Source organism: Psychrobacillus sp. FSL H8-0487 (assembly GCF_038008385.1).
In the GTDB taxonomy this organism is placed as follows: Bacteria; Bacillota; Bacilli; order Bacillales_A; family Planococcaceae; genus Psychrobacillus; species Psychrobacillus psychrotolerans.
This window is the reverse complement of record NZ_JBBOZA010000001.1, coordinates 2,412,532-2,438,347: the sequence shown is the minus strand read 5'-3', so window position 1 is coordinate 2,438,347 and position 25,816 is coordinate 2,412,532. Positions and strand designations below refer to the sequence as shown.

Genomic DNA, 25,816 nt, shown 5'->3' with positions numbered 1-25,816 from the left:
GTAGAAAAAATGAAACTTTTTTGCGGGCTCTCCGTATAGAAGGAAAAGTGTAAAAGGGGTTTTAAACATGCTTCTATCCAGTTTTTGGTCAAACCCACTCGTAGAGTCTGCAGGTTATTTTAGTGTGGTAATTTTATGCTTACTCGTTTCGATGGTTATTTTTGAAATAGTCACGAAGTATAAAAATTGGGAAGAAATAAGAAAAGGTAATGTAGCAGTTGCACTTGCTACCGGTGGGAAAATTTTTGGTGTATGTAATATATTTAGGTATTCCATTGAACAACATAACTCATTATTCGAAATGGTTGGTTGGGGTTTATTTGGTTTTACACTATTAATAATTGCTTACTTATTGTTTGAATTTTTAACGCCAACCTTTAATGTTGATAAGGAAATCGAAAACGATAATCGTTCAATTGGATTTATTTCACTAGTTATTTCTGTTGGGCTATCATTTGTTATTGGTGCAAGTATTTCTTAGGAGCGGTTGAAATGGAAAAATTGTCGAAAATTTTATTGGCTGTTGGCTTACTTTTTGTCTTAGTAGGTATAATATATGTCGTAACAAATTAATATAATAACTTAATAACGTATTTAAAGACTGTGATGTAACACTTTTCATCTTAATGATAAAGAAGTGAACTTTGCAGTCTTTTTATATTTTATGTTAAGCGTGAGAAAGAAATATCTTTTTTAAACGAGAAAAAGACGGTCAAAAGTGCGTTGAGGTAAGGTATTTATATTGTAGTAAGGAAGGATTAGTTTTTTAAAAAGCAGATAAAACTATTAGACTAGAAAACTTTGAAAACTCTTTTCAATAAAGAATTGAATTGTCATTCATTTTTCTCTATAATTAAAAATAGGAATATTCACGCTATTAAAAACAAAGGGGGCATTAATATGACTGAAAAGCCGTGGTTAGCACAATATCCACCAGAAATTCCACATACGCTTGACTATGAACACATTCCTGTTCAAGAATATCTGACGAGAGCGTATAAGAAATTTCCGACAAAAATTGCGATACATTTCATGGGGAGAGATTTATCGTACAAAGAGCTATATGAGTCTTCTTTAAAATTTGCTAACTATTTACAATCCATTGGTATTCAAAAAGGAGATAGAGTAGCAATTATGCTACCGAACTGTCCACAAGGGGTAATCGGATATTACGGAGCACTATATGCGGGGGCAATAGTTGTTCAAACAAATCCTCTTTATACGGAAAGAGAAATAGCTTATCAAATGAAGGACTCTGGTGCAAAAGTTATTTTAGCTATGGATATATTATATCCACGGGTTACAAAAGTTTTAAAAGATACGAGCCTAGAGAATATTATTGTTACTGGTATTAAAGATTACCTACCATTTCCTAAAAATCTTGTTTATCCTTTTATCCAGAAGAAACAATATGGGTTTAGTGTAAAGGTAGAGCATCGAGGCATCAATCATCTATTCACTGAAATTATGAAAGCTGGAAAAGCTGAACCGATTAGTATGTCTTTTGATTTTGACGAGGATATAGCACTTTTACAATATACTGGTGGTACAACAGGATTTCCAAAAGGAGTTATGCTTACGCATAAAAACTTAGTAACAAATACTACTATGTGTACGGCGTGGAATTACAAGGCAATAGAAGGCGAAGAAAGTATATTAGGAGTTCTTCCATTCTTCCATGTATATGGAATGACTACTGTATTAATCTTTTCTGTTATGCTAGGTAATAGAATGGTATTGTTACCTAAATTTGATGTAGAAACTGCCCTAAAAACAATTGATAAGCAAAAACCAACGATATTCCCAGGAGCTCCAACGATTTATATTGGATTATTGAATCATCCAGATATACAAAAATATGATTTATCTTCAATTGTAGCTTGTTTAAGTGGCTCTGCTCCTTTACCATTAGAGGTACAAGAAAAATTTGAAAAAGTTACTGGTGGTAGATTGGTAGAGGGATATGGCTTAACAGAAACCTCTCCAGTGACACATGCGAACCTAATTTATGCAGAAGATCGTATTAAAGGCTCAGTAGGAATTCCTTGGCCAGATACGGAAGCAGCGATTTTCGCAGTCGATTCAACAACACCATTACCATTTGGGGAAATTGGAGAAATAGCAGTTAAAGGGCCTCAAGTGATGAAGGGATACTGGAATCGTCCAGAGGATACTGCAATGACTCTGCGTGATGGTTGGTTCTTAACAGGTGATTTGGGGTATATGGATGAAAGCGGTTACTTTTATGTAGTTGATCGCAAAAAAGATTTAATCATTGCGGGTGGTTATAATATCTATCCGAGGGATGTTGAAGAAGTTCTATATGAACATTCTGCAATTCAAGAATGTGTTGTTGCTGGAGTGCCAGATCCATATAGAGGTGAAACGGTAAAAGCATTTATCGTACTTAAAGAGGGAGCTTCTGTGACAGAAGAGGAGTTAAATACTTTTTGTCGTGAAAACTTGGCAGCGTTTAAAGTACCAAGAATTTACGAGTTCAGAGCGGAACTTCCGAAAACTGCAGTAGGTAAGATTTTGAGAAGAACTTTAATAGAAGAAGAGAAAGCGAAACAAAAAGTAACAGTACAAAGTTAATTGATTATTGACAATCGACAAAATTGAATATAATATAAAAATATGAATGAATCATCATTCATATTTTTATTTTATTTAAATAAAGGTTTAAACTATCTAAATAAAGTAAAAGCCTCTGAAGAATGTCAGAGATTTTGGAGTCATTGGAAAAGGACGAGGAACCGTATTCATACGACAACGGCTACTTAACTAGATATGCAGACCTTTTACATTTCAAAATCTAGACGAATAATTCTTTGAGGTAATTGAACAATTGGTGGTGAATTCATAATGAAGAAGGACAAACCAAAGTATAAGCAAATTATTGACGCGGCAATTATTGTTATCGCTGAAAATGGATATCACCAGTCACAGGTTTCTAAAATAGCTAAACAAGCTGGAGTAGCTGATGGGACAATTTACTTGTATTTTAAAAACAAAGAAGAAATTTTAGTCTCGGTTTTTGAAGAAAAAATGGAGATATTTGCACACAATTTAAAAGAAATTATTCAACAGGAAATTAGTTCCTCCGAAAAGCTATATAAAATGATTGAAAATCATTTCGTAGTGTTATCAAGTGATCATCATTTAGCGACGGTCACCCAGTTGGAATTGAGACAAGCCAATTTAGCGTTGAGATTACGAATAAATGCAGTTTTAAGAAATTACTTAGTATTGTTAGATACCATTTTAAAAGAAGGAATAGAGCAAGGAGAATTTGATCGTACGATTGATATTCGCTTAGCAAGACAAATGGTTTTTGGTACAATTGATGAGACGACTACTACTTGGGTCATGAACGAGCATAAATACAACTTAGTTGATCTGACCGGTAAAGTACATCGTCTATTGTTAAATGGTGTGAAAGGTTAACGAAGGGGAGTGGGAAGATGGAATTTCTATCATGGACTATAGAAGACGGCGTAGCTACCGTCATTCTGAATCGTCCGCCAGCAAACGCTTTAGCAAGAGGGGTTATTTTAGAAGTAAATGAGCTGCTAGATGCAGTAGAAAATGATGATGCCGTTCGAGCAATCTTGCTCAAAGGGGAAGGTAGATTTTTCTCTGCAGGTGCTGATATTAAAGAATTCACTTCTATTACATCAGGAGCTGCATTCTCTGAGCTTGCTGCAAGTGGGCAAACAATTTTCGAAAGAGTGGAAACTTTCTCGAAACCTGTAATCGCAGCAATTCATGGTGCTGCACTTGGTGGAGGACTGGAGCTTGCGATGAGTTGTCATATTCGACTTGTAGCTGATAATGCGAAGCTCGGATTACCTGAGTTACAGTTAGGCTTAATACCAGGCTTTGCAGGAACGCAACGACTACCTCGCTATGTTGGGTTTGCGAAAGCAGCAGAAATGTTGCTAACAAGTGATCCGATTAGTGGTAAAGAGGCAGCTCAGTTAGGACTTGCTAATCATGCTTACCCAGAAGAAGAATTATTCGAGCAGGCAAACAAGCTTGCAGTGAAAATTGCGAAGAAGAGCCCTATTGCTGTCAAAAACGCATTAGAAATGCTCCAGTTTGCTAAACCAGCTTCTTATTATGAAGGTGTGAAAGCAGAAGCAAATGCTTTTGGAACTGTATTTGTTTCAGAAGATGCAAAAGAAGGTATTTCTGCATTTATTGAAAAAAGAGAACCTGTATTTAAAGGTAAATAATATTTTACATTGGGAGGATATCTAAATGAACATTTATGTATTAGTAAAGCGTACGTTTGATACTGAGGAGAAAATCGTTGTTAGCGGGGGGAAAATTCAAGAAGATGGTGCCGAGTTCATCATTAATCCATACGATGAGTATGCAATTGAAGAAGCAATTCAAGTTCGTGACGCTCAAGGTGGAGAAGTAACAGTTCTTACGATGGGTGGAGAGGATGCTGAGAAGCAACTTCGTACAGCATTAGCAATGGGCGCAGATAAAGCGGTTCTTATAAATATTGAAGATGATGTAGAAGAGTTAGATCAATTTACAGCTGCACATATTATCTCAGAATACTTAAAAGATAAAAATGCAGATTTAATATTAGCAGGTAATGTAGCGATTGATGGAGGGTCTGGACAAGTAGGACCACGTGTTGCTGAAAGTTTAGGTATTAACTATGTAACTACTATCACAAACTTAGAGATTAATGGTACTACTGTTACGATTAAACGTGATGTTGAAGGAGATACAGAAGTATTAGAAACTTCTTTACCATTATTAGTTACTGCTCAACAAGGTCTAAATGAACCTCGTTACCCATCTCTTCCAGGAATTATGAAGGCAAAGAAAAAGCCTTTAGAAGAAGTGGAATTAGATGACTTAGATATAGATGAAGATGATGTAGAAGCAAAAACAGAAACAATCGAAATTTACCTACCTCCTAAAAAGGAAGCTGGAAAAGTATTAGAAGGCGAGCTAGCTGATCAAGTAAAAGAGTTAGTTCATTTACTACACTCGGAAGCGAAAGTCGTTTAACTTATTCAGAAGAGATTATTTTGTACACAAAAGATATGCCATGGCATATTTGAATCGAATTAATTTTAATATTAGGAGGAAAATAGCATGTCTAAAAAAGTATTAGTATTAGGAGAAGCACGTGAAGGTGCTCTTCGTAATGTATCATATGAAGCAATCGCTGCTGCTAAACAAATTTCAAGCGGCGGAGAAGTTGTTAGTGTTCTATTAGGAGATTCAGTGGGAGAACTAGCTACTGAGCTTGGTAAATATGGCGCTGATCGTGTAATTACTGTGGAACATCCACATTTAAAACAATATACTTCAGATGGCTATGGTCAAGCATTGTTAGCGGTGATTGAGCAAGAAAATCCAGAAGCAATTGTTTTTGGTCATACAGCACTTGGGAAAGATTTATCTCCTAAAATTGCAAGCAAGCTTCAAATTGGTTTGGTATCAGACGTAACTTCTATCGAGGGTGAAGGCGATGCTGCTGTATATATCCGCCCGATCTATTCTGGTAAAGCCTTTGAAAAAGTTAAAGTGAAGGATGGTATTGAATTTATCACTATCCGTCCTAACAATATTGCTCCACTTGCAAAAGATGACAGTAAGTCAGCGGACGTTTCATCTATGTCTGTAGACATTACAAACCTACGTACGATTATTAAAGAAGTAGTTCGTAAATCTACTGAAGGTGTAGATTTATCTGAGGCAAAAGTTGTTATTGCTGGTGGTCGTGGTGTAAAGAGTGAAGAAGGTTTTGCACCTTTAAAAGAGCTTGCAGATGTATTAGGTGGAGCAGTTGGAGCTTCTCGTGGAGCTTGTGACGCCGATTATTGTGATTATTCATTACAAATCGGTCAAACTGGAAAAGTAGTTACTCCGGACCTTTATATTGCAGCAGGTATTTCTGGAGCGATACAACATTTAGCTGGTATGTCTAACTCGAAAATTATTGTAGCGATCAACAAAGATCCAGAGGCAAACATTTTCAAAGTTGCAGACTACGGGATCGTAGGAGATTTATTCGAAGTTATTCCAATGCTTACTGAAGAGTTCAAAAAACTTAAAGTAAACGCATAATAATAGATGAGGCTGTCCAAAAGAAAAACTTTTGGGCAGCCTTTTTGTGTAAGACTGATTAAAATATTGTGCTTGTTCATGTAATTGATCAAAGTTTATATTTCTTGAAATTTCTTTATACATTGTTTATTTTTTTATTTTGTTTTCTCTTGTGTAAAACTCTTCCACAATTCGCTGGACCTATAGTCGTTTCAGTTTTGTTCCAATGCTTTGAATGTTTCTGGTATGCTAAGATTTACTTTCAAGCTAATATGTAGATGTTGGTATTTCTGTCTGTTATAATCATTACATAGTAGATAAAGGAGGAATTTTAATATGGCAATTGTTCATGGAACAGATCAAACATTTAACACAGATATAGAAGAAGGTTTAGTATTAGTAGATTTTTGGGCAACATGGTGCGGACCTTGTAAAATGATTGCTCCTGTACTAGAAGAAATGGATGCTGAAATGAGCGATAAAGTTAAAATCGTAAAAGTAGATGTGGATGAAAACCAAGCTACTGCTAGTCAATTCGGTATTATGTCAATTCCAACATTAGTATTATTTAAAGATGGAAAACCTGTTGATAAAGCAGTAGGTTTCCAACCAAAAGAAGCATTAGTACAACTTGTAGAAAAAAACGCATAATCTAAAACCGGGTGCTACATAGTACCCGGTTTTTTTAAACAGGTGATAATATGAATAATTTGATCGAACAAAAATGTTCCATCCTACCGGATGAACCAGGATGTTACTTGATGAAAGACCGACAAGGAACTATTATATACGTCGGCAAAGCTAAAATATTAAAAAATCGTGTACGCTCATATTTTAAAGGAGCACACGATGGTAAAACACTCCGATTAGTGCAAGAAATTGTTGACTTCGAATATATCGTCACATCATCTGAGTTGGAAGCTTTAATACTGGAGCTCCACCTTATTAAAAAGCATGATCCAAAATACAATATTATGTTAAAAGATGATAAAACGTATCCATACATTAAAATTACTGCTGAAAAAGATCCTCGTCTGATTATTACAAGACAGGTGAAAAAAGATAAGGGTAAATACTTTGGTCCATATCCCAACTCTCATGCGGCACATGAAACAAAAAAACTTCTAGATCGTCTATATCCACTTCGAAAATGTCAAAAAATGCCGAATAGAGTTTGTCTATACTACCATATGGGACAATGTTTAGCGCCCTGTGTGAAAAAAGTAGAAGAGAATACTTATGAGACAATTATTCAAGAAATAGCCAGCTTTTTAAATGGTGGGCATACGCAAGTGAAAAAAGAATTGGTTCAAAAGATGAATTCAGCTGCTGAGACTCTTGAATTCGAACGAGCAAAAGAGTATCGTGATCAGATTTCACATATCGAACAAGTGATGGAAAAACAAAAAATGACGATGAATGATTTCACGAGCAGAGACATATTTGGTTTCCATGTTGATAAAGGTTGGATGTGTGTTCAAGTATTTTTTATCCGACAAGGAAAGCTTATCGAAAGAGATGTGTCATTATTTCCGATCTTCCGGGATCCAGAAGAGGAATTCATCACATTTTTAGGTCAGTTCTATGCGAAGCCAGAGCATATTAAACCAAAAGAAATTTATGTTCCATTAACTACGGATCTTGACTTAGCTTCAAATCTTCTAGAAATGAAAGTTTTCGTTCCACAACGAGGCACAAAGAAAAATCTAGTCGAGTTAGCAGAAAAAAATGCAAAAATAGCTCTAACGGAGAAATTTCATTTAATCGAAAGACAAGAAGAGAGAACGATTGGGGCAGTTGAACAGCTTGGTGATTCCATGGGGATTGCACCTCCAATGCGTATAGAAGCTTTCGATAACTCGCATATTCATGGTACAGATGCTGTATCTGCAATGGTTGTATTTATTGATGGTAGATCAAGCAAAAAAGATTATCGTAAATACAAGACAAAAACGGCTGCCAAACATGATGATTATGGTGCTATGCGTGAAGTTGTACGGCGAAGATATACAAGAGTCTTGAAGGAGAATTTACCACTACCCGATTTAGTAATCATTGATGGTGGAAAAGGGCAAATAGAGGCAGCGCGTGAAATTATTGAGGATGAATTAGGACTTGATATACCGATTGCAGGGCTTGCAAAGGACGGCAAGCATCAGACTTCTCAACTTATTTATGGTGACCCTTTGGAGATAATTCCAATGAAGCGTACGAGCGAAGGTTTTTATTTGCTCCAACGAATTCAGGATGAAGTCCATCGTTTTGCTATATCATTCCATAGACAACAGCGTGGAAAGCATACAATTGCATCTTCTCTAGATGGTATTGAAGGGATTGGTCCTCAAAGGAAAAAATTATTACTAAAACAATTTGGTTCTTTAAAGAAAATACAAGCTGCTAGCAAAGAAGAGTTAATGGCTGCAGGATTACCGAGTAAGCAAGCAGATTTAGTGATTGACCATTATCAGAAAAATGTATTGTCTTCTGAATAATCATATGTTATGGTTGTAACAATTTAATATTCACTATTATAAGTGAAGATAGAGGTGCGATTAGACATCAGTACTCAGCAGGAGGAAGGAAAGTTCCTAGAATAGCTGAAGAAAGGGTTTTTCGCCGAAACATAGAATAGCTTTTCCTATTCTGTTGTTGGTTCTGCATTTAATAGATGTAGGATTGTCAGAATTTGATATTCTGGAGGGCTATCTCACATGGACAGATTTTTTGGACCGTGTATGAGACAATGCTTTTCACAATATGTGAAAAGCATTTTTTAATCCTTTCAGTTAATAAGGGAGCGGATGATCATGACTAAAATTGTAATGAAATTTGGCGGTACTTCGGTTGAATCAACTGAAAAGATTACAGATGTTGCTAATCGGGTAAAAGGTGAAAAAGAAAATGGTCATGATATTGTGGTTGTTGTATCCGCAATGGGTAAAGCGACAGATGAATTATCAAAATTGGCTTTCGAATTAGCAGATTCACCGTCCAAACGTGAAATGGACATGCTTTTATCTTCTGGGGAGCAAGTTACAATGGCATTGCTTTCTCTCAAGTTAAACGCAATTGGAGTAGAAGCCATTTCTCTCACAGGTGCCCAGGCAGGTCTGATAACAGATAGTGTACATAGAAATGCAAAAGTAATGAAAATGGATCCTTCAAAAGTTGATGGATTACTTGCAGCAAATAAAGTAGTTATTGTAGCTGGTTTCCAAGGAATATCTGAAGCAGGAGAGATTACTACACTTGGCAGAGGAGGATCTGATACAACTGCTGTAGCTATTGCTGCTTCTATTGAAGCGGAAATTTGCGATATTTATACAGATGTAGACGGTATTTACACGTCTGATCCTCGCTATATTGAAAGTGCGCGTAAACTGGAACAGCTTGAATATGACGAAATGTTAGAACTCGCTAATTTAGGTGCGGGAGTATTACATCCACGTGCAGTTGAATTTGCTAAAAATTATAAGGTTCCATTAAGAGTGCGCCCGAGCTTTAAAGATGGAGAAGGAACGATTTTGAAGGAGGAAGTAGATGTGGAAAATAATTTAGTGGTTCGTGGAGTGGCATTTGAATCAGATATCGTCCGATTGACTATAGAATATGAAGTACCTTTTAATGGTTCCCTCGCTTCTATTTTTACGACTTTAGCAGCAAATCATATAAACGTAGATATTATTGTACAGTCAATCGTAGAAGGAGTGAAACCTGCAGTATCCTTTTCTATTAAAAAGGAATCCTTGTCTGAAGCGATAACAGTTTTAGAGACACACAAACAAGCACTAGGCTTTACTTTCGCAGATTTTGAAGTTGGTCTTTCAAAGGTTTCTATTGTCGGTTCGGGAATGGTATCGAATCCCGGGGTAGCAGCTCAAATGTTTGATCGATTAAGAAAAGAAAATATTCCTGTGAAAATGGTAAGTACTTCAGAGATAAAAGTGTCAGTCGTTGTACCCCAACAAAATATGATCGAAGCAGCAAATGCCTTACATGATGAATTTGAACTTGCACTAACTCATCAATCCGTATAATATTTTTATGTTAAAATTCATTTTCTATTAACTATTTGAATCTGTTAAAAAGGTTTTCACAATAGTTTCACTATTAAAGAGGGGTAACAGGAAAAGTCGTATGCGACTATCCCGTTACCCTTTTGTTTTAGAATCCCATTTTATTTGCAAAGAGACAAGGCCATTCTTTTTTACTTCTTCGTCATAACATTCGGTTAAAAAACCAGTAATCTTTTGTTGTTGTTCAGCTAAAAAGCCTGCTTCTAATCGATGACTTCTACTTTGACCACTCTGAGGTAGATTATATGTACTTAGCGTATAGAAAGCGGAGTCTTTTGTAGTTTTTTCTAAATGTAAAGTGCCCCAGCCAGCTTCGTTGAAAAAAGTGATAGCTTCGTCCAATGAATATAGGGGAAATTTGCGGGCTAAATCTTTCCCTGCCCAATATAATATATCTTTTTCATGTTTTCCGAGAATAGAAGTAAGCACATGGTCTCTTAGTAACTCATATCCAAAGGAAGTTACATGTGAATGTTCCTTTTCATTCAAGTAGCAACCCTTCTTTCCAAAAATCAATATTGCCTATTTATTTTATCATAAAAAAATTACAAATGGGGACTTGATTAGATTGTGATTAATTTAACAATTTATTATCCGAAAAAGGTAAAGGAATCCATTTTAAAATACGGAAAGATACCTTGACGCTCCAAAATGATGAGAGTACAATGGATATGTCATAAATACGTAACTTGATGATGTGAAATTTTTGAGAACTTTTGCTTTTTTGAGATAGTTTTCATTCTTTTCAGTCAGAAATTTGAGGGGGTAATTGTTTTGTCGAACGATCGCGAATTTTATTGGCGTCGACTGCATTCCTTACTTGGTATTATACCGGTAGGTCTGTTTTTAGCGCAGCATTTAGTAGTAAATCACTTTGCTACAAGAGGAGCAGAAGCATTTAATAGTGCATCTCACTTCATGGAGAGTCTACCATTTCGATTAATGTTAGAAATCTTCGTAATTTATATTCCATTAATGTTCCATGCATTTTACGGAATTTACATTGCATTTACTGCAAAAAATAATCCGAAGCAATTTGGAACGTTGAGAAACTATTTATTTATATTACAAAGATTTACTGGCATTTTCTTAGTTGTATTTATCGCTTGGCATGTTTTTGAAACACGTTTCCAAGCTGCTATTGGAGCAAAAGAAGTTAATTTTAACATGATGGCAGAGATTTTATCTAACCCATGGATGTTAGGTTTCTATATTGTAGGTGTTGTTTCAGCCACTTTCCATTTAGCTAATGGTATTTGGTCATTCTTAGTTAGCTGGGGTATTACACAATCTGCAAGATCACAACAAATTGTTACTTATGTAACATTAATTATCTTCTTAGCGTTATCTGTAGTTGGCGTACAAGCTCTTCTAGCATTCGTTTAAGAAACTTTAAAGTCGTTCAACTACTATTAAATTGAGGAGTGAGAATAGCATGGCAAAAAGTAAACTGATTGTTGTCGGCGGTGGATTAGCTGGCTTAATGGCAACAATGAAAGCTGCCGAAGATGGCACGCACGTAGACCTATTTTCTATCGTTCCAGTAAAACGTTCACACTCTGTTTGTGCACAAGGTGGTATTAACGGAGCTGTAAATACTAAAGGTGAAGGTGATTCTCCTGCAGTACATTTAGATGACACTATATATGGTGGAGATTTCTTAGCAAATCAAAAACCAGTTAAAGCGATGACAGATGCAGCACCTGGAATTATTAGTTTGTTTGATAGAATGGGTGTTATGTTTAACCGTACACCTGAAGGATTATTAGATTTCCGCCGTTTTGGTGGGACAATGATGCACCGTACAGCATTTGCTGGTGCAACAACTGGTCAACAACTTCTTTATGCGCTGGACGAACAAGTTCGTCGTTTTGAAGTGGATGGTTTAGTAACTAAATTCGAAGGATGGGAATTCCTTGGAATAATTAAAGACAGCGAAGGCGTATGTCGTGGTATTAAAGCGCAAAACCTTCTAACTATGGAAATTCGAGCATTCCGTGGGGATGCTGTAATTATGGCCACTGGTGGCCCTGGGATTATTTTCGGGAAAACTACTAACTCTATTATCAACACTGGTTCTGCTGCATCAATCGTATATCAACAAGGAGCATATTATGCGAACGGAGAATTTATTCAAATTCATCCAACTGCCATTCCTGGTGACGATAAATTACGATTAATGTCTGAATCTGCTCGTGGTGAAGGTGGTCGTATTTGGACTTATAAAGACGGCAAACCTTGGTACTTCTTAGAAGAAAAATACCCTGCATACGGTAACTTGGTTCCTCGTGATATTGCAACACGCGAAATCTTTGATGTATGCGTTAACCAAAAACTTGGTATCAACGGAGAAAACATGGTTTATCTAGATCTTTCACATAAAGATCCACATGAACTAGATGTTAAACTTGGTGGTATCATTGAAATTTACGAGAAATTCACAGGTGATGACCCTCGTAAAGTACCTATGAAAATCTTCCCAGCAGTTCATTATTCTATGGGTGGACTGTGGGTAGATGATAATCAAATGACTAATATTCCTGGATTATTTGCTGCAGGTGAATGTGATTTTTCACAGCATGGAGCTAATCGTTTAGGAGCTAACTCTTTACTTTCTGCAGTATTCGGCGGAAGTGTTGCAGGACCGAATGCAGTTAAATATATGAGTCATTTAAAAACTCATGCTATTGACATGGATGATTCTATCTTTGAAGCTGAACTTAAATTAGAACAAAAGAAGTGGGACAAGGTTATGTCTATGAAAGGTACGGAAAATGCGTACTTACTTCATAAAGAGCTTGGTGAGTGGATGACAGATAACGTAACGGTTGTTCGTTATAACGACAAACTTGAAGCAACAGACAAGAAAATCCAAGAACTTCTTGAACGTTTTGAAAATATTAATATGGATGATACACAACAATGGTCTAACCAAGGCGCATCATTTACACGTCAGTTAAAAAATATGTTATATTTAGCACGCGTTATTACATTAGGTGCGCTTAATCGTAATGAAAGCCGTGGAGCACATTACAAACCTGATTTTCCGGAACGTAATGATGAAGAGTTCTTGAAAACAACAATGGCTAAATTTGATCCAGCTACAGGAGCTCCAGTATTCCATTATGAAGAAGTAGATGTATCACTTATTACACCTCGTAAACGCGATTATTCTGCGAAAGGGGATAATTAATAATGGTTACAGCAACGGAAACAAAAAAAGTAAAATTTGAAATTTTACGTCAAGATACACCTGAATCTACACCTTACTTTGAAAAATTTGAAGTAAATTACCGTCCAAATATGAATGTTATTTCTGCATTAATGGAAATACGTCAAAATCCGGTAAATGTAGATGGGAAAGCTACTAGTCCTGTAACTTGGGATATGAACTGTTTAGAAGAAGTATGTGGAGCATGTTCAATGGTTATAAACGGTCGTCCACGTCAATCTTGTTCGGCTTTAATCGATCAACTGACACAACCGATTCAATTGGCACCAATGAAAACATTCCCAGTAATACGTGATTTACAAGTAGACCGTTCGCGCATGTTTGATTCTTTGAAAAAAGTAAAAGCATGGGTTCCAATAGATGGTTCATACGATCTTGGAGAAGGACCTCGTATGCCAGAACGCAAACGTCAATGGGCATATGAATTGTCTAAATGTATGACTTGTGGTGTATGTCTAGAAGCTTGTCCGAACGTAAACAGTGGTTCTAACTTTATGGGACCAGCACCACTTTCACAAGTACGTTTATTTAACGCACATCCAACTGGTTCTATGAACAAGGATGAGCGTCTAAATACAATTATGGGAGACGGTGGTCTTGCAAACTGTGGTAACGCACAAAACTGTGTAGTTGCTTGTCCAAAAGGTATTCCACTAACAACTTCCATCGCTGCTTTGAACCGTGATACAACTGTTCAAATGTTCAAAGACTTCTTCGGAAGCGACCGTATGGTTGATTAATAGAAATGCGTAAGCGCCTTTGAGAGGTATACAGTCTAAGTACTCGACATCCTGTCGCAACGACTGTATGACCCGCTTCCTGCGGACCTCCGACATGTAAATGGGAAGATTTGTAGTCCAACTTATTTGGACGGAAAAGATTCCCATTTAACCTCGAGGGGAAAGGCTCTGAAGCTAGACAATAGATAAAATAAGGAAATCTGTGTAGAATATTTTTATTCTATGCAGATTTTTTCTATCTCTGTTACAATAAATGAATATTCATTCATTTAAAAGGAGAGGTAATTTATATGAGAGCTAAATACATAGAAGATATGGAGTTATGGGAATCTGATTTCCATTTTTATTCGGAAGTAAGTGTGCGTTTTTCAGAAACAGATATGTATGGTCATTTAAATAATACGGTGACTTTTGCTTATTTTGAATATGCTCGTATTGAATACTTCAAGCATATACAGCTTATGAATGATTGGTTAAATCCAAAGGGAGAAAAAATACCAGTCGTCGCTGACTTGCAATGTGATTATGTAAAACAAGTATTCTTTGACGAAAAGCTCCGCATTTATGTGAAGGCAAATTCTATAGGCTCTTCTTCAGTGGATATCCATTATATGGCCAAGAACGATAAGGATGAAATTGTCTTTATTGGTCGTGGTTCTATTGTTCAAATTGAGAAGAAAACTGGTCGTGCAGCAAAGTGGTCTGAAGAGGAACGAGAAGTTTTTAAAAAGAGTATTAACTAGCCGTCACCTACCATCCCCATGCTACATACGTTAGTAGGAGAGTGGATAGGGGGCTATGGCATTGTACGACAATAAACAGCATCGTTCGATTTTAACAAGTAGAGAACGTCAAATTTTTCAATTATTAGTAGAAGATAATTCTACGAAAGAAATTTCAACTTTGTTAACGATAAGCGAAAAAACAGTAAGGAACCATATTTCAAATACAATACAAAAACTGGGCGTTTCAGGTAGGTCACAGGCGATTGTAGAATTATTACGATTAGGTGAACTATCGTTAAATTGATATGATTCCTTGCCATTTTCCTCATAACACGTCACAATAATAGAAATAGGGTTATTGTTTTGAGGAGTGAAGGAATAGATGGCAGAAGATATAAATAAGACAATGTTAGACCAGGATCAAGTTGCTTTTTTAGAAAAAGAGCTTCGACATATATCTGGAATCATTAAACAAAAGGGTAGAGAAATACTAAGTACTTATACTATTACGCCTCCACAGTTTGTAGCGCTTCAATGGTTACTAGAGTTGGGTGATATGACTATCGGTGATTTATCCAATAAAATGTATTTAGCTTTTAGTACAACAACGGATTTAATCGATCGTATGGAAAAAAGTGAACTTGTAAAGCGTATAAGAGATGAACAAGACCGTCGTGTTGTTCGTATACATTTATTAGAAGAGGGCGCTCGAATCATAGAAGAGGTTATAGATAAACGACAACAGTATTTAGAGGATGTACTTCAACAATTCGATCAGGCTGAAGTTGCAAATTTAGCAATATTATTAGAAAAATTACATCAAGAGATGAAGAACTGAGGAATTAACGTGAAAGCCCCAATTGGTGTTATAGACTCTGGAGTTGGTGGATTAACGGTTGCAAAAGAAATTATGCAACTACTACCAAATGAAAAAATAATTTATATTGGTGATACTGCTAGATGCCCGTATGGACCTAGAACAAGTGAAGAAGTTCGTAAATTTACGTGGCAATTGGCAAATGCTCTTGCGAAGATGAATATTAAAATGCTTGTAATTGCATGCAATACCGCAACTGCAGTCGCTCTTAATTCGTTAAGTAAGAAGATGCCTTTTCCTGTAATAGGTGTAATTTTCCCAGGAGCTAGAGCGGCGATTAAAGCATCAAAAAGTAATGAAATAGTAGTGCTAGGTACAAGCGGTACGATTAAAAGTGGTGCATATGAGGAGGCAATTGCGCATTTAAATTCCTCTAGTAGAGTGATTCCACTCGCATGTCCCACTTTTGTCCCGCTTGTGGAAAGTAATGAATACGAAGGTGATTTTGCTCGGAATATGGTGATGGAAACATTATCACCATTAAAAAAAGAGCAGTTTGATACTGTCATTTTAGGTTGTACACATTATCCGCTGTTGCAAAAGCATATTGAAGAGGCAGTTGGAGAACATGTGAAGGTACTTTCATCTGCAGAAGAAACTGCGCATGATGTTCAAGAGTATTTACAATATCATAAATTGAATAATCCGGATCAACAAGAGGAAACACCAATTTTCTACACAACTGGTTCTGTACCTATTTTTAAGACGATTGTAGAAAAATGGTTAGAAATACCGAATGTAGATATTCGAACAATTTCATTTAAATGACCCTGTTAGCTTGAGAATCCTCGAATAGCGGGGTCTTCTTTTGCTTATTGGGCGTTATACAAAAGAAGCTAATATCGTGCTACAAGAATGGAAGCTGCATACAAATTTATAGAAAAAGGACGAGATATCAAATGAAACAGATTATTATAGCTACAAAAAACAAAGGAAAAGCCAAAGACTTTGAAGCATTGTTTAACCCGCTTGGATACGAAGTTAAGACACTCCATGATGTGGCGGAAGAAATGGAGATAGAAGAAACAGGTACGACTTTTGAAGAAAATGCACTACTAAAAGCTACTTCGCTAGCAAACCATTTGCAGTCAATGGTTATCGCAGATGATAGTGGATTAGAAATTGATGCACTAGATGGACGCCCAGGGATCTATTCGGCTCGCTATGCTGGTGAAGAGAAAAGTGATGAAGCAAATATAGATAAAGCACTAAAAGAGCTAGAAGGCACCAAAGAATCAGAAAGAACAGCCCGATTTGTATGTGCAATCGCTGTTGCTTCCCCAAACAAAGAACCTTTCACTGTCAGAGGGACGTGTGAAGGATTTATAGGGACTGAAAGAAAAGGAACAAATGGATTTGGCTACGACCCAATTTTTTATGTGCCTTCTGAACAAAAAATGATGGCGGAACTTACAGCAGAACAAAAAGGAGCTATTTCTCATCGAGGCAATGCTATAAAAAAACTTTCTTTCGTTTTGGAAGATATAATTTCTGAAGGATAGGTGAGTAAAATGAAATTGTTGATTATGAGCGATACCCATAGTGCTACCAAAATAATGGAACAGGTAATTGAGCTCCATCAAGGCGAGGTAGATGCAATTATCCACTGTGGAGACAGCGAGTTAAATGCGAATTATTTTGCTGACAACCCAGTGCATATTGTTCGTGGTAATTGTGATATAGACGATCGTTTTCCTTTAGAGGAATTATTTCCGATTGAGGATGCTAAAGTATTAGTCGTTCATGGTCATAAATACAATGTGAAATCGACTTTAATGCCACTATTTTATCGAGCGCAAGAGGTACAAGCATCGGTCGTGTGCTTTGGACATTCGCATTTATTAGGAGCAGAAATGCAGCAAGGTATTCTATTTATCAATCCAGGTAGTCTTCAGCAACCCCGTGGACGGAAAGAAAAGAGCTACGCAATTGCTGAGAGAAATGAGGAAATTTGGACCGTTTTGTTTTATTCGGATGAACATAAATTGCTTGAAAAAGTTATTTTATAATTTTTTTGAAATAGTGTTGACTTAACTTCATTATCATTATATAATAAATCTTGTCTTTCCTATCAGTTTAGGTGGGGGAGTACTTGTCTCAGTAGCTCAGCTGGATAGAGCAACGCCCTTCTAAGGCGTCGGTCGGGGGTTCGAATCCCTCCTGGGACATAATTAGTTTAGAGTAGAAATACATAGTAAATAGAATTTGGGATTAAGTCGGGACTGCGGTTCAAGAGACTTAATCCCTTTTTTGTTCTAATTATTTTATACAATTATGGCACAATACTATTTTTCAACATATATAAATATATAACCCAATCAGATATGAAATGTTATAATTGAGTCACTATGGAAACGAAAAGGAATAGGATTTTTGGAGATTTGAATTTAGGGAGTGTTCTATAAATGCAAAGCTTTGTTGTCATGCAAGGAGAAACATATCAAGTGGAAAGAGAACTAGGTATTATCACATCTCCACAAAAAGATAGTGGAGGCCAAGAACCTCATTCTTGGCTAAGGATGAAGGAGATAAACGTCGGGGACAGAATCTTCCATTATGTCAAAGGAAATATTGTGGCAATTAGTGTGGCTAAAACGGATTGTCATGTAATATCTAAAACGTTAGATATAGAAAGTCAAAATAACACGTCTGATAACGACTATCTAGTAGAGCTGGATTACTATGAATTAGAAGAGCCTCTAAATGTACTATCAAACTTTCATGAGATATCACCACTTCTTCCGATTAAGTATTCACCTTTTCAACAAGATGGTAATGGAAACCCAGGCTATTTATATCCATGTAATGAGCAACTTGTAATAAAATTACTAGAACTTATTAGTGATCTAAACATATACCGTGTAGATGTGGAGCAACTGGAATTAGCCATTGGAACTGTACGTCGAACCGAGCATAACAACTTTATTCCTATGATTGCGGAAATGGAATCTGAAGTTAAATTAATGATTCGAAAAGGTCATGAAAAGTTTAGGAAAGACTTATTACCATTATGGGCGAATAAATGTGCTTTGTGCGATATTGAATTACCTATTTTACTTCAAGCAAGTCACTCTAAACCATGGAAAGATAGTACTCATATTGAAAGGATAAATCCTTTTAATGGTATACTCCTTTGTTGTAATCATGATGCTTTATATAGTAAAGGATATATTGCGTTCGATGGACAAGGCAGATTACATATATCCTCCTCCATTCCAGAAGAAGATTATTTAATATACAGTATCTCACCTAAAAAGAAAATTGCTCGATATGAAGAGAACAAGCCATATTTCAAGTGGCATCTAAAGAATATATTTAGTTAGAAAAAAAGAAGTCCAATATTGGACTTCTTTTTTGTTATTGTATGTCCCAGGAGGGATTCGAACCCCCGACCGACGCCTTAGAAGGGCGTTGCTCTATCCAGCTGAGCTACTGAGACCTGTATTACCCAAATAGGGTGCATGATTATTGTACTTATGTATTTAAGATTCGATCATACTAATTTACGCACCGAAATTACCTACCTTCGTATCTTATCACCAAAACCAATTTGAGGGAAGTAATTTTTTAAAAAAGTAGTCCATTACCTCATTATTATTGGATGGAGGAAAAAATGGGACTACAATGCCTCCGAGAAAAGACCTCTATTGATAGAACCTTATCTTTCATAAGTTATGTACAATAAAATAAATAATAGGTTTAATTCATTTCTATATGGGAATGTAAAGAGTGAGCCTAAAAAACTCGAAAATATTAAAGGAGGAATTATAAAAATGCCAAACAACCAGGACAATCGCAACAAAAACAGTAATCCAAATTGGTCAGTTAATGATGCGGGACATAACGGCGGGGAAGCAACCTCCAATAATCAAGACTATAAGTTTTATGAAGAATTAGGTCGTAAGGGCGGAGAAGCTCGGAAAAGACCAATGGAGATTGATGATAGTGTTTTTGAAGAAGCAGAAAGAGAAAACAAACAAAGAGATGCAGACAAATATAATCTTTAATAATCATAATTACTGAAATTGAAAATACAATTTAGGCGATGCACAAAGTCCATTTGGCTTTGTGCATTTTTATATTTCCTTAAACTTTTCAATTGAAATTAGAATCCTATTGTTCTATAGTGTATCTTGTTGAAAGAGTAAAACCAAACATAGCAAGGAGCAGTTAATAAGATAAATGTTAAATAGATACACTAATGATTATATAAAAGAGATTATCCAATACATTATGACAACGGCTAATATTGATCTGGAAATTAGACCGGACGAATCTGGTATAAATATGAGTTACAATTTCATTGGACACTATATAGGTGTCGATTTTACTCGCTTAATAAGTGCCTGGGAAGAAATGGATGCGCCTCTTTCCTTGGATTCATATATAAAAACATTAACAATTCATGAATTAGGCCATGCAGTGGATCGAGCTGCACTACTTGAATCATTGGAGCGGACAATTGAAATCTTTCGAACTAAAAATAGTAATTTAGTGAGTGAAATCTATAACGATAGAGAATTACTTAGTATGTTAATGGAAGAACATGAGATGAATATTATATTTGAAGAGACAGCTTGGATGAATGCTGAACGACTTAACGCAGAATTTAATTTTGTAGATCATTCTACTTTAAGCAACGTAAGAAAACATAGTTTAACGTCTTATCAGAGGTTATATTTAGCGGATTTAAAACGATACGAGATTCTGTCAGAAAACCCAGACGTAAAAACTGCATAGTTAAAAGGCAATCCTAAGTATCGTTTTGGGATTGCCTTTTTTATTTTATGCAATCAGATGTATAAATAGCTGTCTCTAAGTCAGTGATTAATAAATGTGGTGTGGGTAATTCCTCTGATGCAATTAGTGAAAGGCAACGCAATCAAAATTATTTAATGAAAATTGCATTACTAAAAAATGCTCTAATTTTGTTTATAACTATAAATACAGGGAATCTACTAGATATAATCATTTAATAATTTTGTAAAAAGGAGAGAATAAAAAATGACTAACCAAGACCGCGAAATACGAAACGATGAAGATCCAAACACTACTCAAGAGCAGCCAAGCAAAATTGAAGAAATAGATAAAAGAAAAGAAAAAGAACATGAAAAGCAAGAAGAAGGAAACTACAAAGAAGATACAATTAGTACACAAGAAGATAGTAACTTACGTAGATAATATAGAGATGTTATAAGAGATGCTTCTAATCATTTGTCGATTAGGAGCATTTTCTTTGTTCAATTCAAAGTTTCTCTGAAGATTGTAGCAGTGTCGCAAGAAAATATGTGAAAATCTTTACTGTTAAGATGCTACCACTACGTTTTAAAGACGTTCATGCTCAAATGGACAACCTGTTATCTGGCTTAATTAGAGTGGTTCTACATTCTTCAAATACTTCATATAATCCCTTTATATAAGATTGAATATTTTGATTTATTAAAATGTTTTTATAATTTATAGTAAAAGAAGGAGGAGATGAAAGTGAAAACTATTTTTATCAATGGTCAGATATAAAGAACCTATTGTGCAATCAATCCTAATGAATAATGAACGAATAATTGATATGGGATCCAATGAAGAGATATTACTACTATGGGGAAGTAATGGAGCTAAGATTATCGATTTGGAAGGGCGGACAGTTTTGCCTGGCTTAATAGATAGTCATTTGCATATTTCTAGTGTTGGTATCAATTCTCAAGAACTAGATCTTACTCATGTAAGATCTGCAGATGAATTATTGGATTCCATCAAGAATTGGGCAACTAAAATGAAACCTGGTGAGTGGATCTTAGGAAGAGGCTGGGATGAAAATACCTTTCTAGATAAAAGAATACCAACTATTGAAGAGCTCGATTATGTTTCGTTAAATATTCCACTTTATTTGCCTCGTATTTGTGGACATGCATCATTGGTTAATAGTACTGCTTTCAAAATAAGTGGTTATCACCCACATATGACTATTCCTTATGGGGGGACGGTCGTTCTAAATTCTACTACGAAAAAGCCTAACGGATTATTGCTAGAAACTGCGTCAACCATTGTTTCCAACCATATTCCAAAGAAAAGCTATGAGCAGTTAAAAATTGCCTTAAAATGCGGCTTACAAAAGGCCATAAGTTTCGGGTTAACGAGTATTCATACGAATGATCCAAATTATCTTGGAGGAGCCCAACAAACCTACAAATTATTTGATGAACTTATAAATCATGATGGAATCGGACCTCGTAGTAATCTTTTAATAGACTATGATTATTTGGAGGAAATGAAAAACATCGGATTGTCCACCGGATTTGGAAATAACAAGGTGATGATAGGTGCTATAAAATTATTTGCAGATGGTGCATTAGGTGGAAGGACTGCACATCTATCGGAGCCTTATATAGATGATCCCGATAACGTTGGAAACGCAATGTATGATAATGACGTCTTATTCCAACTTATACGGAACATTAGACTGCAAGAAATGCCAGTAGCAATACATACGATAGGAGATCAAGCATTAGTGGATGTCCTTAATATATTAGATCAATTTAAAACGACCAAATACCGCGATAGGCTGATACATGTTTCCCTATTAAATGAACAATTAATACAAAGGTTAAGCAATAGTCATCGAATAGTCGATGTGCAACCTAAATTTGTATCTAGTGATTATCCTTGGATTGAAGATAGAATTGGAAAACAAAGAGCAAAATTTGCGTATCCTTTTAAAAGTTTATTAGATTCAGGTGTAATATGTGCAGGTAGTTCAGATGCTCCAATTGAACCTTTAAATCCTCTATTGGGTATTCATGCTGCTTTAACTAGAAGGAAGTCTGGAGAAAGTCATGACGGCTATAATGTGAAAGAAAAGCTGACTATATACGAAGCTATTAAACTGTTCACGGTTGGAGGTGCCTATGCAACCAATGAAGAATTAGTGAAAGGAACATTGGAACGGGGAAAGTTAGGTGATATGACCGTTTTATCCCATGATCCATTTCGAATGGAAAATCCTGATCAATTATTAACAACCGAAATTGAAATGACCGTTATTGGTGGAGAAATAAAGTATCAAAGATAAGTACTAAAAATTAGAGAGGGGTTGTACTGTTGGATGCATTACTGGAGACCATTGTTGGCTGGTTATGGGGATTACCGCTCATATTTACTGTTCTTTTTGTAGGGCTTTATTTTACAATTGGAAGTAAATTGTTTCAATTTAGTTATTTACCACATATTTTTAAAGAAACATTTGGTAAGCTTTTTGGTAAGAAAGAAAAATCTGAGGACTCCAAAGGGATATTAACACCATTTCAAGCTGTTGCTACAGCCATTGGTGGAAGTGTTGGGGTAGGGAATATCGGTGGTGTTGCTACTGCGATTGCAATTGGTGGACCTGGAGCTGTTTTCTGGATGTGGATTACTGCACTGCTAGGTATGATAACAAAAACAGTGGAAGTAACTTTATCTGTATACTACCGAAATACGGACGAAAAAGGCAATCCTTATGGCGGACCAACTTATTATATGGAAAAAGGGCTTGGAGAGGAAAAGAACTTTAAATTTTGGAAGGTTCCTGCCATTCTATTTGGTGTAGGTATTTTCACAACTTTCTTTATAACCCTTCAAAATTATACGATTTCAGAAGCAGTTAGCTCCACGTTCAATATTGGGATGATTCCTGCCTCCTTTATCTATTTGACTATTATATATATTATTATTTATGGAGGCATTAAACGGATAGGTGAGATTGCTTCTTTGCTAGTCCCGTTTATGTGCATGTTCTATGTAATTGCAGGACTTTATATTATTTTTAAAAATTATACAGAAATTATTCCGGTCTTTTCTTTAATATTCGATAGTGCATTTTCTGGTATGGCTGCAGTAGGAGGATTTACAGGAGCAGCCATTGCTCAGGTAATTCGCATGGGGGTTGCTCGTGCCGTGTATAGTAATGAGGCTGGTTGGGGTACTTCACCAATGATTCACTCAACCGCTAAAACTTCCCATCCGATAAAACAAGGAATGTGGGGTGCTATGGAGGTATTCGCAGATACGATGATTGTATGTTCTATCACTGCGTTTACGATAATCATAACAGGTGTTTGGTCTTCAGGTTTGGATGGAGCAGCTCTAACATTATCTGCATTTGAGATTGGAATTGGGGAAATTGGTAGATATATAATAACTATCTCCATTTTCTTATTCGGGCTAACTACCTCTACAGGTTGGTATACGTATTATGAAATAATATTAAGGCATGTATTTAATAATGAAAAGAAGCTTGCATTAAAGTACAAAATTTTAACCTTATTTAAATGGTTATATCCAATTCCAGGGTCATTAATGGTAATTTATGCAGTAATGAATGATATGCCTGGGAAAGCTGTTTGGTATTTTGCTGATATTACGACAGCCATCCCTACGTTTGTTAACTTAATAGTTATACTCTTCTTAAGTAAAAAATTCTTTGAACTGCTTCGTGATTATAAAGCAAGGTACTTAAATATAGGGATTGTTGATCCTGACTTTAATGTGTTTTATGAGGATAAGGTAAAAAAAGAAAGTTATAAATAGCTTAATACAAAGGACAAATCGTGGAAATGCGGTTTGTCCTTTTGAATATGAATTAAATGGAGAGACTTAAATATACTCTCGTGCAAGGTCAAAACTTTTAGATTGTTTATAACTATAAGTATCGGGAATCTATTAAGTAAGGCAAGTTATTAAATACGAACAAAAGGAGAGTAAACAAATGACTAACCAAAAATGAAGAGAAACGATAGGCTGAAGATTCATCACTACATAAGAGCAAGCAAGTCAAAATGATGAAGTCAAAAAGGAAATTGAATTCCCTAGATCCTTTCCCGACTAGGCGCTTTTCTTTGTTCTATTCAAAATTTCAATAAGATTTGTATCGGTGTATCTAGAATAAATGATATAGTGTATATAATTGAGTACATACATAAGCTAGTGAAGGTGGCGAATTATAATGAAAAAAAAGAATCATCCCATTATGAAGGATGAAAACGTCATTTTATTCCCTGGAATGATAGAAAACTATGTTGAAAAGGGACTTAAATTTGCGGAAGAGAATAACTTTATGGAAGCGGTCTCTTGTTTTGACGAGGCTAACAAATATAAGGAACTGAGTGACATGGTCCAAAGTGTCTACATTTTATCTTTGCTAGAAACAGGAAGAGCTACAGACGCCAAGAAAATATGTGAAACTCTTTATGAAAAAAAGTCTCCTTTTTTTGAACAGGTTATAGAATTATATTTGACAATATTACTTGACCTAAAAGAATACAATCAGTTAAACGAAGTATTAGATGGATTAATGAAGGATTCCACCTATACTTTTCAACAGAAGAAAAACTTTAAACAGCTTAAAGAACTAAGCATCAAGATGTTATCAGACACAACCTTCTCAGTAGATGAAGAGGTCCACACTCAAATGGACAATGACCAGTTTAAATTAGTGAACTTTAAAAAACTACCTTATGGACAACAAGAACAATTATTACAAATGGCATTCCAAACAGATGTAATGGTCATATCGAAGGATATCATTACAATCATCGAAAGCTCTGATATCATTCCTACTATTAAATCACTAGCTCTTTTACTTCTTGGAGCAGCGGGAGTACAAAATGAGGTTACCGTAGAAAAGTTCGGGTTTAAGGAAACGGTAATTCCTACAGCACCTCCAGAAAGCACAGCGGTTGATCGAGTAGAATCTATCAAACAATATATAGAGAACTCCTTATCCAAAGATCCTACTAAGCTTGAAATGACCTTGGAAATGGTTCATCGCCATGCATATACCTTGTTTCCGTTTGACTGGGTAGGATATACTAATGAAACAGTAGCTAATAAATACATGGAATATGTAGATGCATTATTTGGGAATAGTGAATTGGAGCCTGATGAGTTCTTTCAGTTACTCATTGAACTGGAAAAATCAGTAGAAGTTTTGAGTTAGGAATAATGTTGAAACTCTATTCATCTATGCTATAATATACAAGTTGTCAATATAATTAGTGAAAAACTGCGCTGTATAAGTATATGCAGGGTGCTAAATTATTGTAAATTATTAT

The 25,816-nt window shown here is 35.7% G+C and carries 26 protein-coding genes, 2 tRNA genes and 1 riboswitch; of the genes, 26 read left to right on the top strand and 2 right to left on the bottom strand.

Annotation, left to right across the window (positions count from 1 at the left end; all coding sequences use genetic code 11):
• The first annotated feature begins 67 nt into the window (after window positions 1-67).
• The 9 genes from MHI47_RS12455 (at window position 68) to MHI47_RS12415 (ending at window position 10,118) form a co-directional block, all read left to right on the top strand.
• Window positions 68-481: a DUF350 domain-containing protein gene (locus MHI47_RS12455; RefSeq protein WP_340762876.1), complete on the top strand. Its 414-nt coding sequence runs from the start codon at window positions 68-70 to the stop codon at window positions 479-481.
• Between the two features lie 419 nt (window positions 482-900).
• A complete protein-coding gene (locus MHI47_RS12450; RefSeq protein ID WP_340831012.1) occupies window positions 901-2,595 on the top strand; it encodes a long-chain-fatty-acid--CoA ligase in 1,695 nt (564 codons plus the stop codon).
• Between the two features lie 270 nt (window positions 2,596-2,865).
• On the top strand, window positions 2,866-3,447 hold the full coding sequence (locus MHI47_RS12445; protein WP_093536949.1) for a TetR/AcrR family transcriptional regulator: 582 nt from the start codon (window positions 2,866-2,868) through the stop codon (window positions 3,445-3,447).
• 17 nt (window positions 3,448-3,464) lie between these two features.
• On the top strand, window positions 3,465-4,238 hold the full coding sequence (locus MHI47_RS12440) for an enoyl-CoA hydratase (protein WP_340831011.1): 774 nt from the start codon (window positions 3,465-3,467) through the stop codon (window positions 4,236-4,238).
• A 25-nt stretch (window positions 4,239-4,263) separates the two neighbouring features.
• Complete coding sequence (locus tag MHI47_RS12435; protein WP_093536951.1) at window positions 4,264-5,037, top strand: electron transfer flavoprotein subunit beta/FixA family protein; 774 nt, start codon at window positions 4,264-4,266, stop codon at window positions 5,035-5,037.
• An 87-nt stretch (window positions 5,038-5,124) separates the two neighbouring features.
• Entirely contained in the window at window positions 5,125-6,102 is a 978-nt protein-coding gene (locus MHI47_RS12430) for an electron transfer flavoprotein subunit alpha/FixB family protein (RefSeq protein ID WP_093536952.1), read from the top strand.
• Between the two features lie 315 nt (window positions 6,103-6,417).
• Window positions 6,418-6,732: a thioredoxin gene (gene trxA, locus MHI47_RS12425; protein ID WP_093536953.1), complete on the top strand. Its 315-nt coding sequence runs from the start codon at window positions 6,418-6,420 to the stop codon at window positions 6,730-6,732.
• A 50-nt stretch (window positions 6,733-6,782) separates the two neighbouring features.
• Window positions 6,783-8,573, top strand: a complete 1,791-nt coding sequence (gene uvrC / locus MHI47_RS12420; RefSeq protein WP_340831010.1) for an excinuclease ABC subunit UvrC — start codon at window positions 6,783-6,785, stop codon at window positions 8,571-8,573.
• A gap of 41 nt (window positions 8,574-8,614) precedes the next feature.
• A riboswitch (Lysine riboswitch) is annotated at window positions 8,615-8,794 on the top strand.
• Window positions 8,795-8,888: 94 nt separating this feature from the next.
• A complete protein-coding gene (locus MHI47_RS12415; protein WP_340831009.1) occupies window positions 8,889-10,118 on the top strand; it encodes an aspartate kinase in 1,230 nt (409 codons plus the stop codon).
• 114 nt (window positions 10,119-10,232) lie between these two features.
• Here the strand turns inward: MHI47_RS12415 and MHI47_RS12410 are convergent, their stop codons facing one another.
• On the bottom strand, window positions 10,233-10,646 hold the full coding sequence (locus tag MHI47_RS12410; RefSeq protein WP_093536956.1) for a YslB family protein: 414 nt from the start codon (window positions 10,644-10,646) through the stop codon (window positions 10,233-10,235).
• Between the two features lie 285 nt (window positions 10,647-10,931).
• Between MHI47_RS12410 and MHI47_RS12405 the strand changes: the two genes are divergently transcribed.
• From MHI47_RS12405 to MHI47_RS12355, 11 genes are all read left to right on the top strand, one after another.
• Window positions 10,932-11,543, top strand: coding sequence for a succinate dehydrogenase cytochrome b558 subunit (locus MHI47_RS12405; RefSeq protein ID WP_093536957.1), 612 nt, complete (start codon window positions 10,932-10,934; stop codon window positions 11,541-11,543).
• A gap of 49 nt (window positions 11,544-11,592) precedes the next feature.
• Window positions 11,593-13,350 (top strand): succinate dehydrogenase flavoprotein subunit, encoded by a 1,758-nt coding sequence (gene sdhA, locus MHI47_RS12400; protein ID WP_340831008.1) that lies wholly within the window; start codon window positions 11,593-11,595, stop codon window positions 13,348-13,350.
• A gap of 2 nt (window positions 13,351-13,352) precedes the next feature.
• Window positions 13,353-14,129: a succinate dehydrogenase iron-sulfur subunit gene (sdhB, locus tag MHI47_RS12395; protein ID WP_093536959.1), complete on the top strand. Its 777-nt coding sequence runs from the start codon at window positions 13,353-13,355 to the stop codon at window positions 14,127-14,129.
• Window positions 14,130-14,419: 290 nt separating this feature from the next.
• Window positions 14,420-14,872 (top strand): acyl-CoA thioesterase, encoded by a 453-nt coding sequence (locus tag MHI47_RS12390; protein ID WP_340769683.1) that lies wholly within the window; start codon window positions 14,420-14,422, stop codon window positions 14,870-14,872.
• Between the two features lie 61 nt (window positions 14,873-14,933).
• The gene (locus MHI47_RS12385) at window positions 14,934-15,158 is read left to right on the top strand and encodes a helix-turn-helix domain-containing protein (protein ID WP_245762675.1); all 225 of its coding nucleotides are present in this window, start codon (window positions 14,934-14,936) and stop codon (window positions 15,156-15,158) included.
• A gap of 78 nt (window positions 15,159-15,236) precedes the next feature.
• Entirely contained in the window at window positions 15,237-15,692 is a 456-nt protein-coding gene (locus tag MHI47_RS12380; RefSeq protein ID WP_340769682.1) for a MarR family winged helix-turn-helix transcriptional regulator, read from the top strand.
• Between the two features lie 9 nt (window positions 15,693-15,701).
• Window positions 15,702-16,499 carry a glutamate racemase gene (gene racE / locus MHI47_RS12375; RefSeq protein ID WP_340831007.1) on the top strand — a complete coding sequence of 266 codons (798 nt, stop codon included), beginning with the start codon at window positions 15,702-15,704 and terminating at the stop codon, window positions 16,497-16,499.
• Window positions 16,500-16,630: 131 nt separating this feature from the next.
• The gene (locus tag MHI47_RS12370; RefSeq protein WP_340831006.1) at window positions 16,631-17,233 is read left to right on the top strand and encodes an XTP/dITP diphosphatase; all 603 of its coding nucleotides are present in this window, start codon (window positions 16,631-16,633) and stop codon (window positions 17,231-17,233) included.
• A 9-nt stretch (window positions 17,234-17,242) separates the two neighbouring features.
• Complete coding sequence (locus tag MHI47_RS12365) at window positions 17,243-17,740, top strand: metallophosphoesterase family protein (RefSeq protein WP_340831004.1); 498 nt, start codon at window positions 17,243-17,245, stop codon at window positions 17,738-17,740.
• A gap of 85 nt (window positions 17,741-17,825) precedes the next feature.
• Window positions 17,826-17,899: transfer RNA gene (locus tag MHI47_RS12360), tRNA-Arg, on the top strand.
• Between the two features lie 237 nt (window positions 17,900-18,136).
• Window positions 18,137-19,054: an HNH endonuclease gene (locus MHI47_RS12355; protein WP_340831003.1), complete on the top strand. Its 918-nt coding sequence runs from the start codon at window positions 18,137-18,139 to the stop codon at window positions 19,052-19,054.
• 42 nt (window positions 19,055-19,096) lie between these two features.
• On the opposite strand, the gene MHI47_RS12350 is transcribed toward MHI47_RS12355, so the two are convergent.
• Window positions 19,097-19,170, bottom strand: a tRNA-Arg gene (locus tag MHI47_RS12350).
• Between the two features lie 334 nt (window positions 19,171-19,504).
• Here MHI47_RS12350 and MHI47_RS12345 point away from each other — a divergent pair.
• From MHI47_RS12345 to MHI47_RS12320, 6 genes are all read left to right on the top strand, one after another.
• Window positions 19,505-19,738, top strand: coding sequence for a stress-induced protein, KGG, repeat-containing protein (locus tag MHI47_RS12345; protein ID WP_340769675.1), 234 nt, complete (start codon window positions 19,505-19,507; stop codon window positions 19,736-19,738).
• A gap of 175 nt (window positions 19,739-19,913) precedes the next feature.
• Window positions 19,914-20,471 carry an integrase gene (locus tag MHI47_RS12340; RefSeq protein WP_340831001.1) on the top strand — a complete coding sequence of 186 codons (558 nt, stop codon included), beginning with the start codon at window positions 19,914-19,916 and terminating at the stop codon, window positions 20,469-20,471.
• Between the two features lie 264 nt (window positions 20,472-20,735).
• The gene (locus MHI47_RS12335; protein WP_175496240.1) at window positions 20,736-20,912 is read left to right on the top strand and encodes a hypothetical protein; all 177 of its coding nucleotides are present in this window, start codon (window positions 20,736-20,738) and stop codon (window positions 20,910-20,912) included.
• Between the two features lie 361 nt (window positions 20,913-21,273).
• Entirely contained in the window at window positions 21,274-22,797 is a 1,524-nt protein-coding gene (locus tag MHI47_RS12330; protein ID WP_340830999.1) for an amidohydrolase, read from the top strand.
• Between the two features lie 29 nt (window positions 22,798-22,826).
• Window positions 22,827-24,293: an alanine/glycine:cation symporter family protein gene (locus MHI47_RS12325; RefSeq protein WP_340830998.1), complete on the top strand. Its 1,467-nt coding sequence runs from the start codon at window positions 22,827-22,829 to the stop codon at window positions 24,291-24,293.
• 415 nt (window positions 24,294-24,708) lie between these two features.
• Window positions 24,709-25,701: a hypothetical protein gene (locus MHI47_RS12320; RefSeq protein ID WP_340830996.1), complete on the top strand. Its 993-nt coding sequence runs from the start codon at window positions 24,709-24,711 to the stop codon at window positions 25,699-25,701.
• The last annotated feature ends 115 nt before the right edge of the window (window positions 25,702-25,816 follow it).

What these genes read in the sequence shown, in the direction of transcription:
- uvrC (WP_340831010.1), top strand. Translation starts at nt 6,783, where the DNA reads ATGAATAATTTGATCGAACAAAAATGTTCCATCCTACCGGATGAACCA.
- sdhA (WP_340831008.1), top strand. Translation starts at nt 11,593, where the DNA reads ATGGCAAAAAGTAAACTGATTGTTGTCGGCGGTGGATTAGCTGGCTTA.
- MHI47_RS12380 (WP_340769682.1), top strand. Translation starts at nt 15,237, where the DNA reads ATGGCAGAAGATATAAATAAGACAATGTTAGACCAGGATCAAGTTGCT.
- MHI47_RS12335 (WP_175496240.1), top strand. Translation starts at nt 20,736, where the DNA reads ATGACTAACCAAGACCGCGAAATACGAAACGATGAAGATCCAAACACT.
- MHI47_RS12435 (WP_093536951.1), top strand. Translation starts at nt 4,264, where the DNA reads ATGAACATTTATGTATTAGTAAAGCGTACGTTTGATACTGAGGAGAAA.
- MHI47_RS12445 (WP_093536949.1), top strand. Translation starts at nt 2,866, where the DNA reads ATGAAGAAGGACAAACCAAAGTATAAGCAAATTATTGACGCGGCAATT.
- MHI47_RS12415 (WP_340831009.1), top strand. Translation starts at nt 8,889, where the DNA reads ATGACTAAAATTGTAATGAAATTTGGCGGTACTTCGGTTGAATCAACT.
- sdhB (WP_093536959.1), top strand. Translation starts at nt 13,353, where the DNA reads ATGGTTACAGCAACGGAAACAAAAAAAGTAAAATTTGAAATTTTACGT.
- MHI47_RS12440 (WP_340831011.1), top strand. Translation starts at nt 3,465, where the DNA reads ATGGAATTTCTATCATGGACTATAGAAGACGGCGTAGCTACCGTCATT.
- MHI47_RS12365 (WP_340831004.1), top strand. Translation starts at nt 17,243, where the DNA reads ATGAAATTGTTGATTATGAGCGATACCCATAGTGCTACCAAAATAATG.
- MHI47_RS12370 (WP_340831006.1), top strand. Translation starts at nt 16,631, where the DNA reads ATGAAACAGATTATTATAGCTACAAAAAACAAAGGAAAAGCCAAAGAC.
- MHI47_RS12430 (WP_093536952.1), top strand. Translation starts at nt 5,125, where the DNA reads ATGTCTAAAAAAGTATTAGTATTAGGAGAAGCACGTGAAGGTGCTCTT.
- MHI47_RS12330 (WP_340830999.1), top strand. Translation starts at nt 21,274, where the DNA reads ATGAATAATGAACGAATAATTGATATGGGATCCAATGAAGAGATATTA.
- MHI47_RS12390 (WP_340769683.1), top strand. Translation starts at nt 14,420, where the DNA reads ATGAGAGCTAAATACATAGAAGATATGGAGTTATGGGAATCTGATTTC.
- MHI47_RS12450 (WP_340831012.1), top strand. Translation starts at nt 901, where the DNA reads ATGACTGAAAAGCCGTGGTTAGCACAATATCCACCAGAAATTCCACAT.
- MHI47_RS12340 (WP_340831001.1), top strand. Translation starts at nt 19,914, where the DNA reads ATGTTAAATAGATACACTAATGATTATATAAAAGAGATTATCCAATAC.
- MHI47_RS12320 (WP_340830996.1), top strand. Translation starts at nt 24,709, where the DNA reads ATGAAAAAAAAGAATCATCCCATTATGAAGGATGAAAACGTCATTTTA.
- MHI47_RS12345 (WP_340769675.1), top strand. Translation starts at nt 19,505, where the DNA reads ATGCCAAACAACCAGGACAATCGCAACAAAAACAGTAATCCAAATTGG.
- trxA (WP_093536953.1), top strand. Translation starts at nt 6,418, where the DNA reads ATGGCAATTGTTCATGGAACAGATCAAACATTTAACACAGATATAGAA.
- MHI47_RS12355 (WP_340831003.1), top strand. Translation starts at nt 18,137, where the DNA reads ATGCAAAGCTTTGTTGTCATGCAAGGAGAAACATATCAAGTGGAAAGA.
- MHI47_RS12455 (WP_340762876.1), top strand. Translation starts at nt 68, where the DNA reads ATGCTTCTATCCAGTTTTTGGTCAAACCCACTCGTAGAGTCTGCAGGT.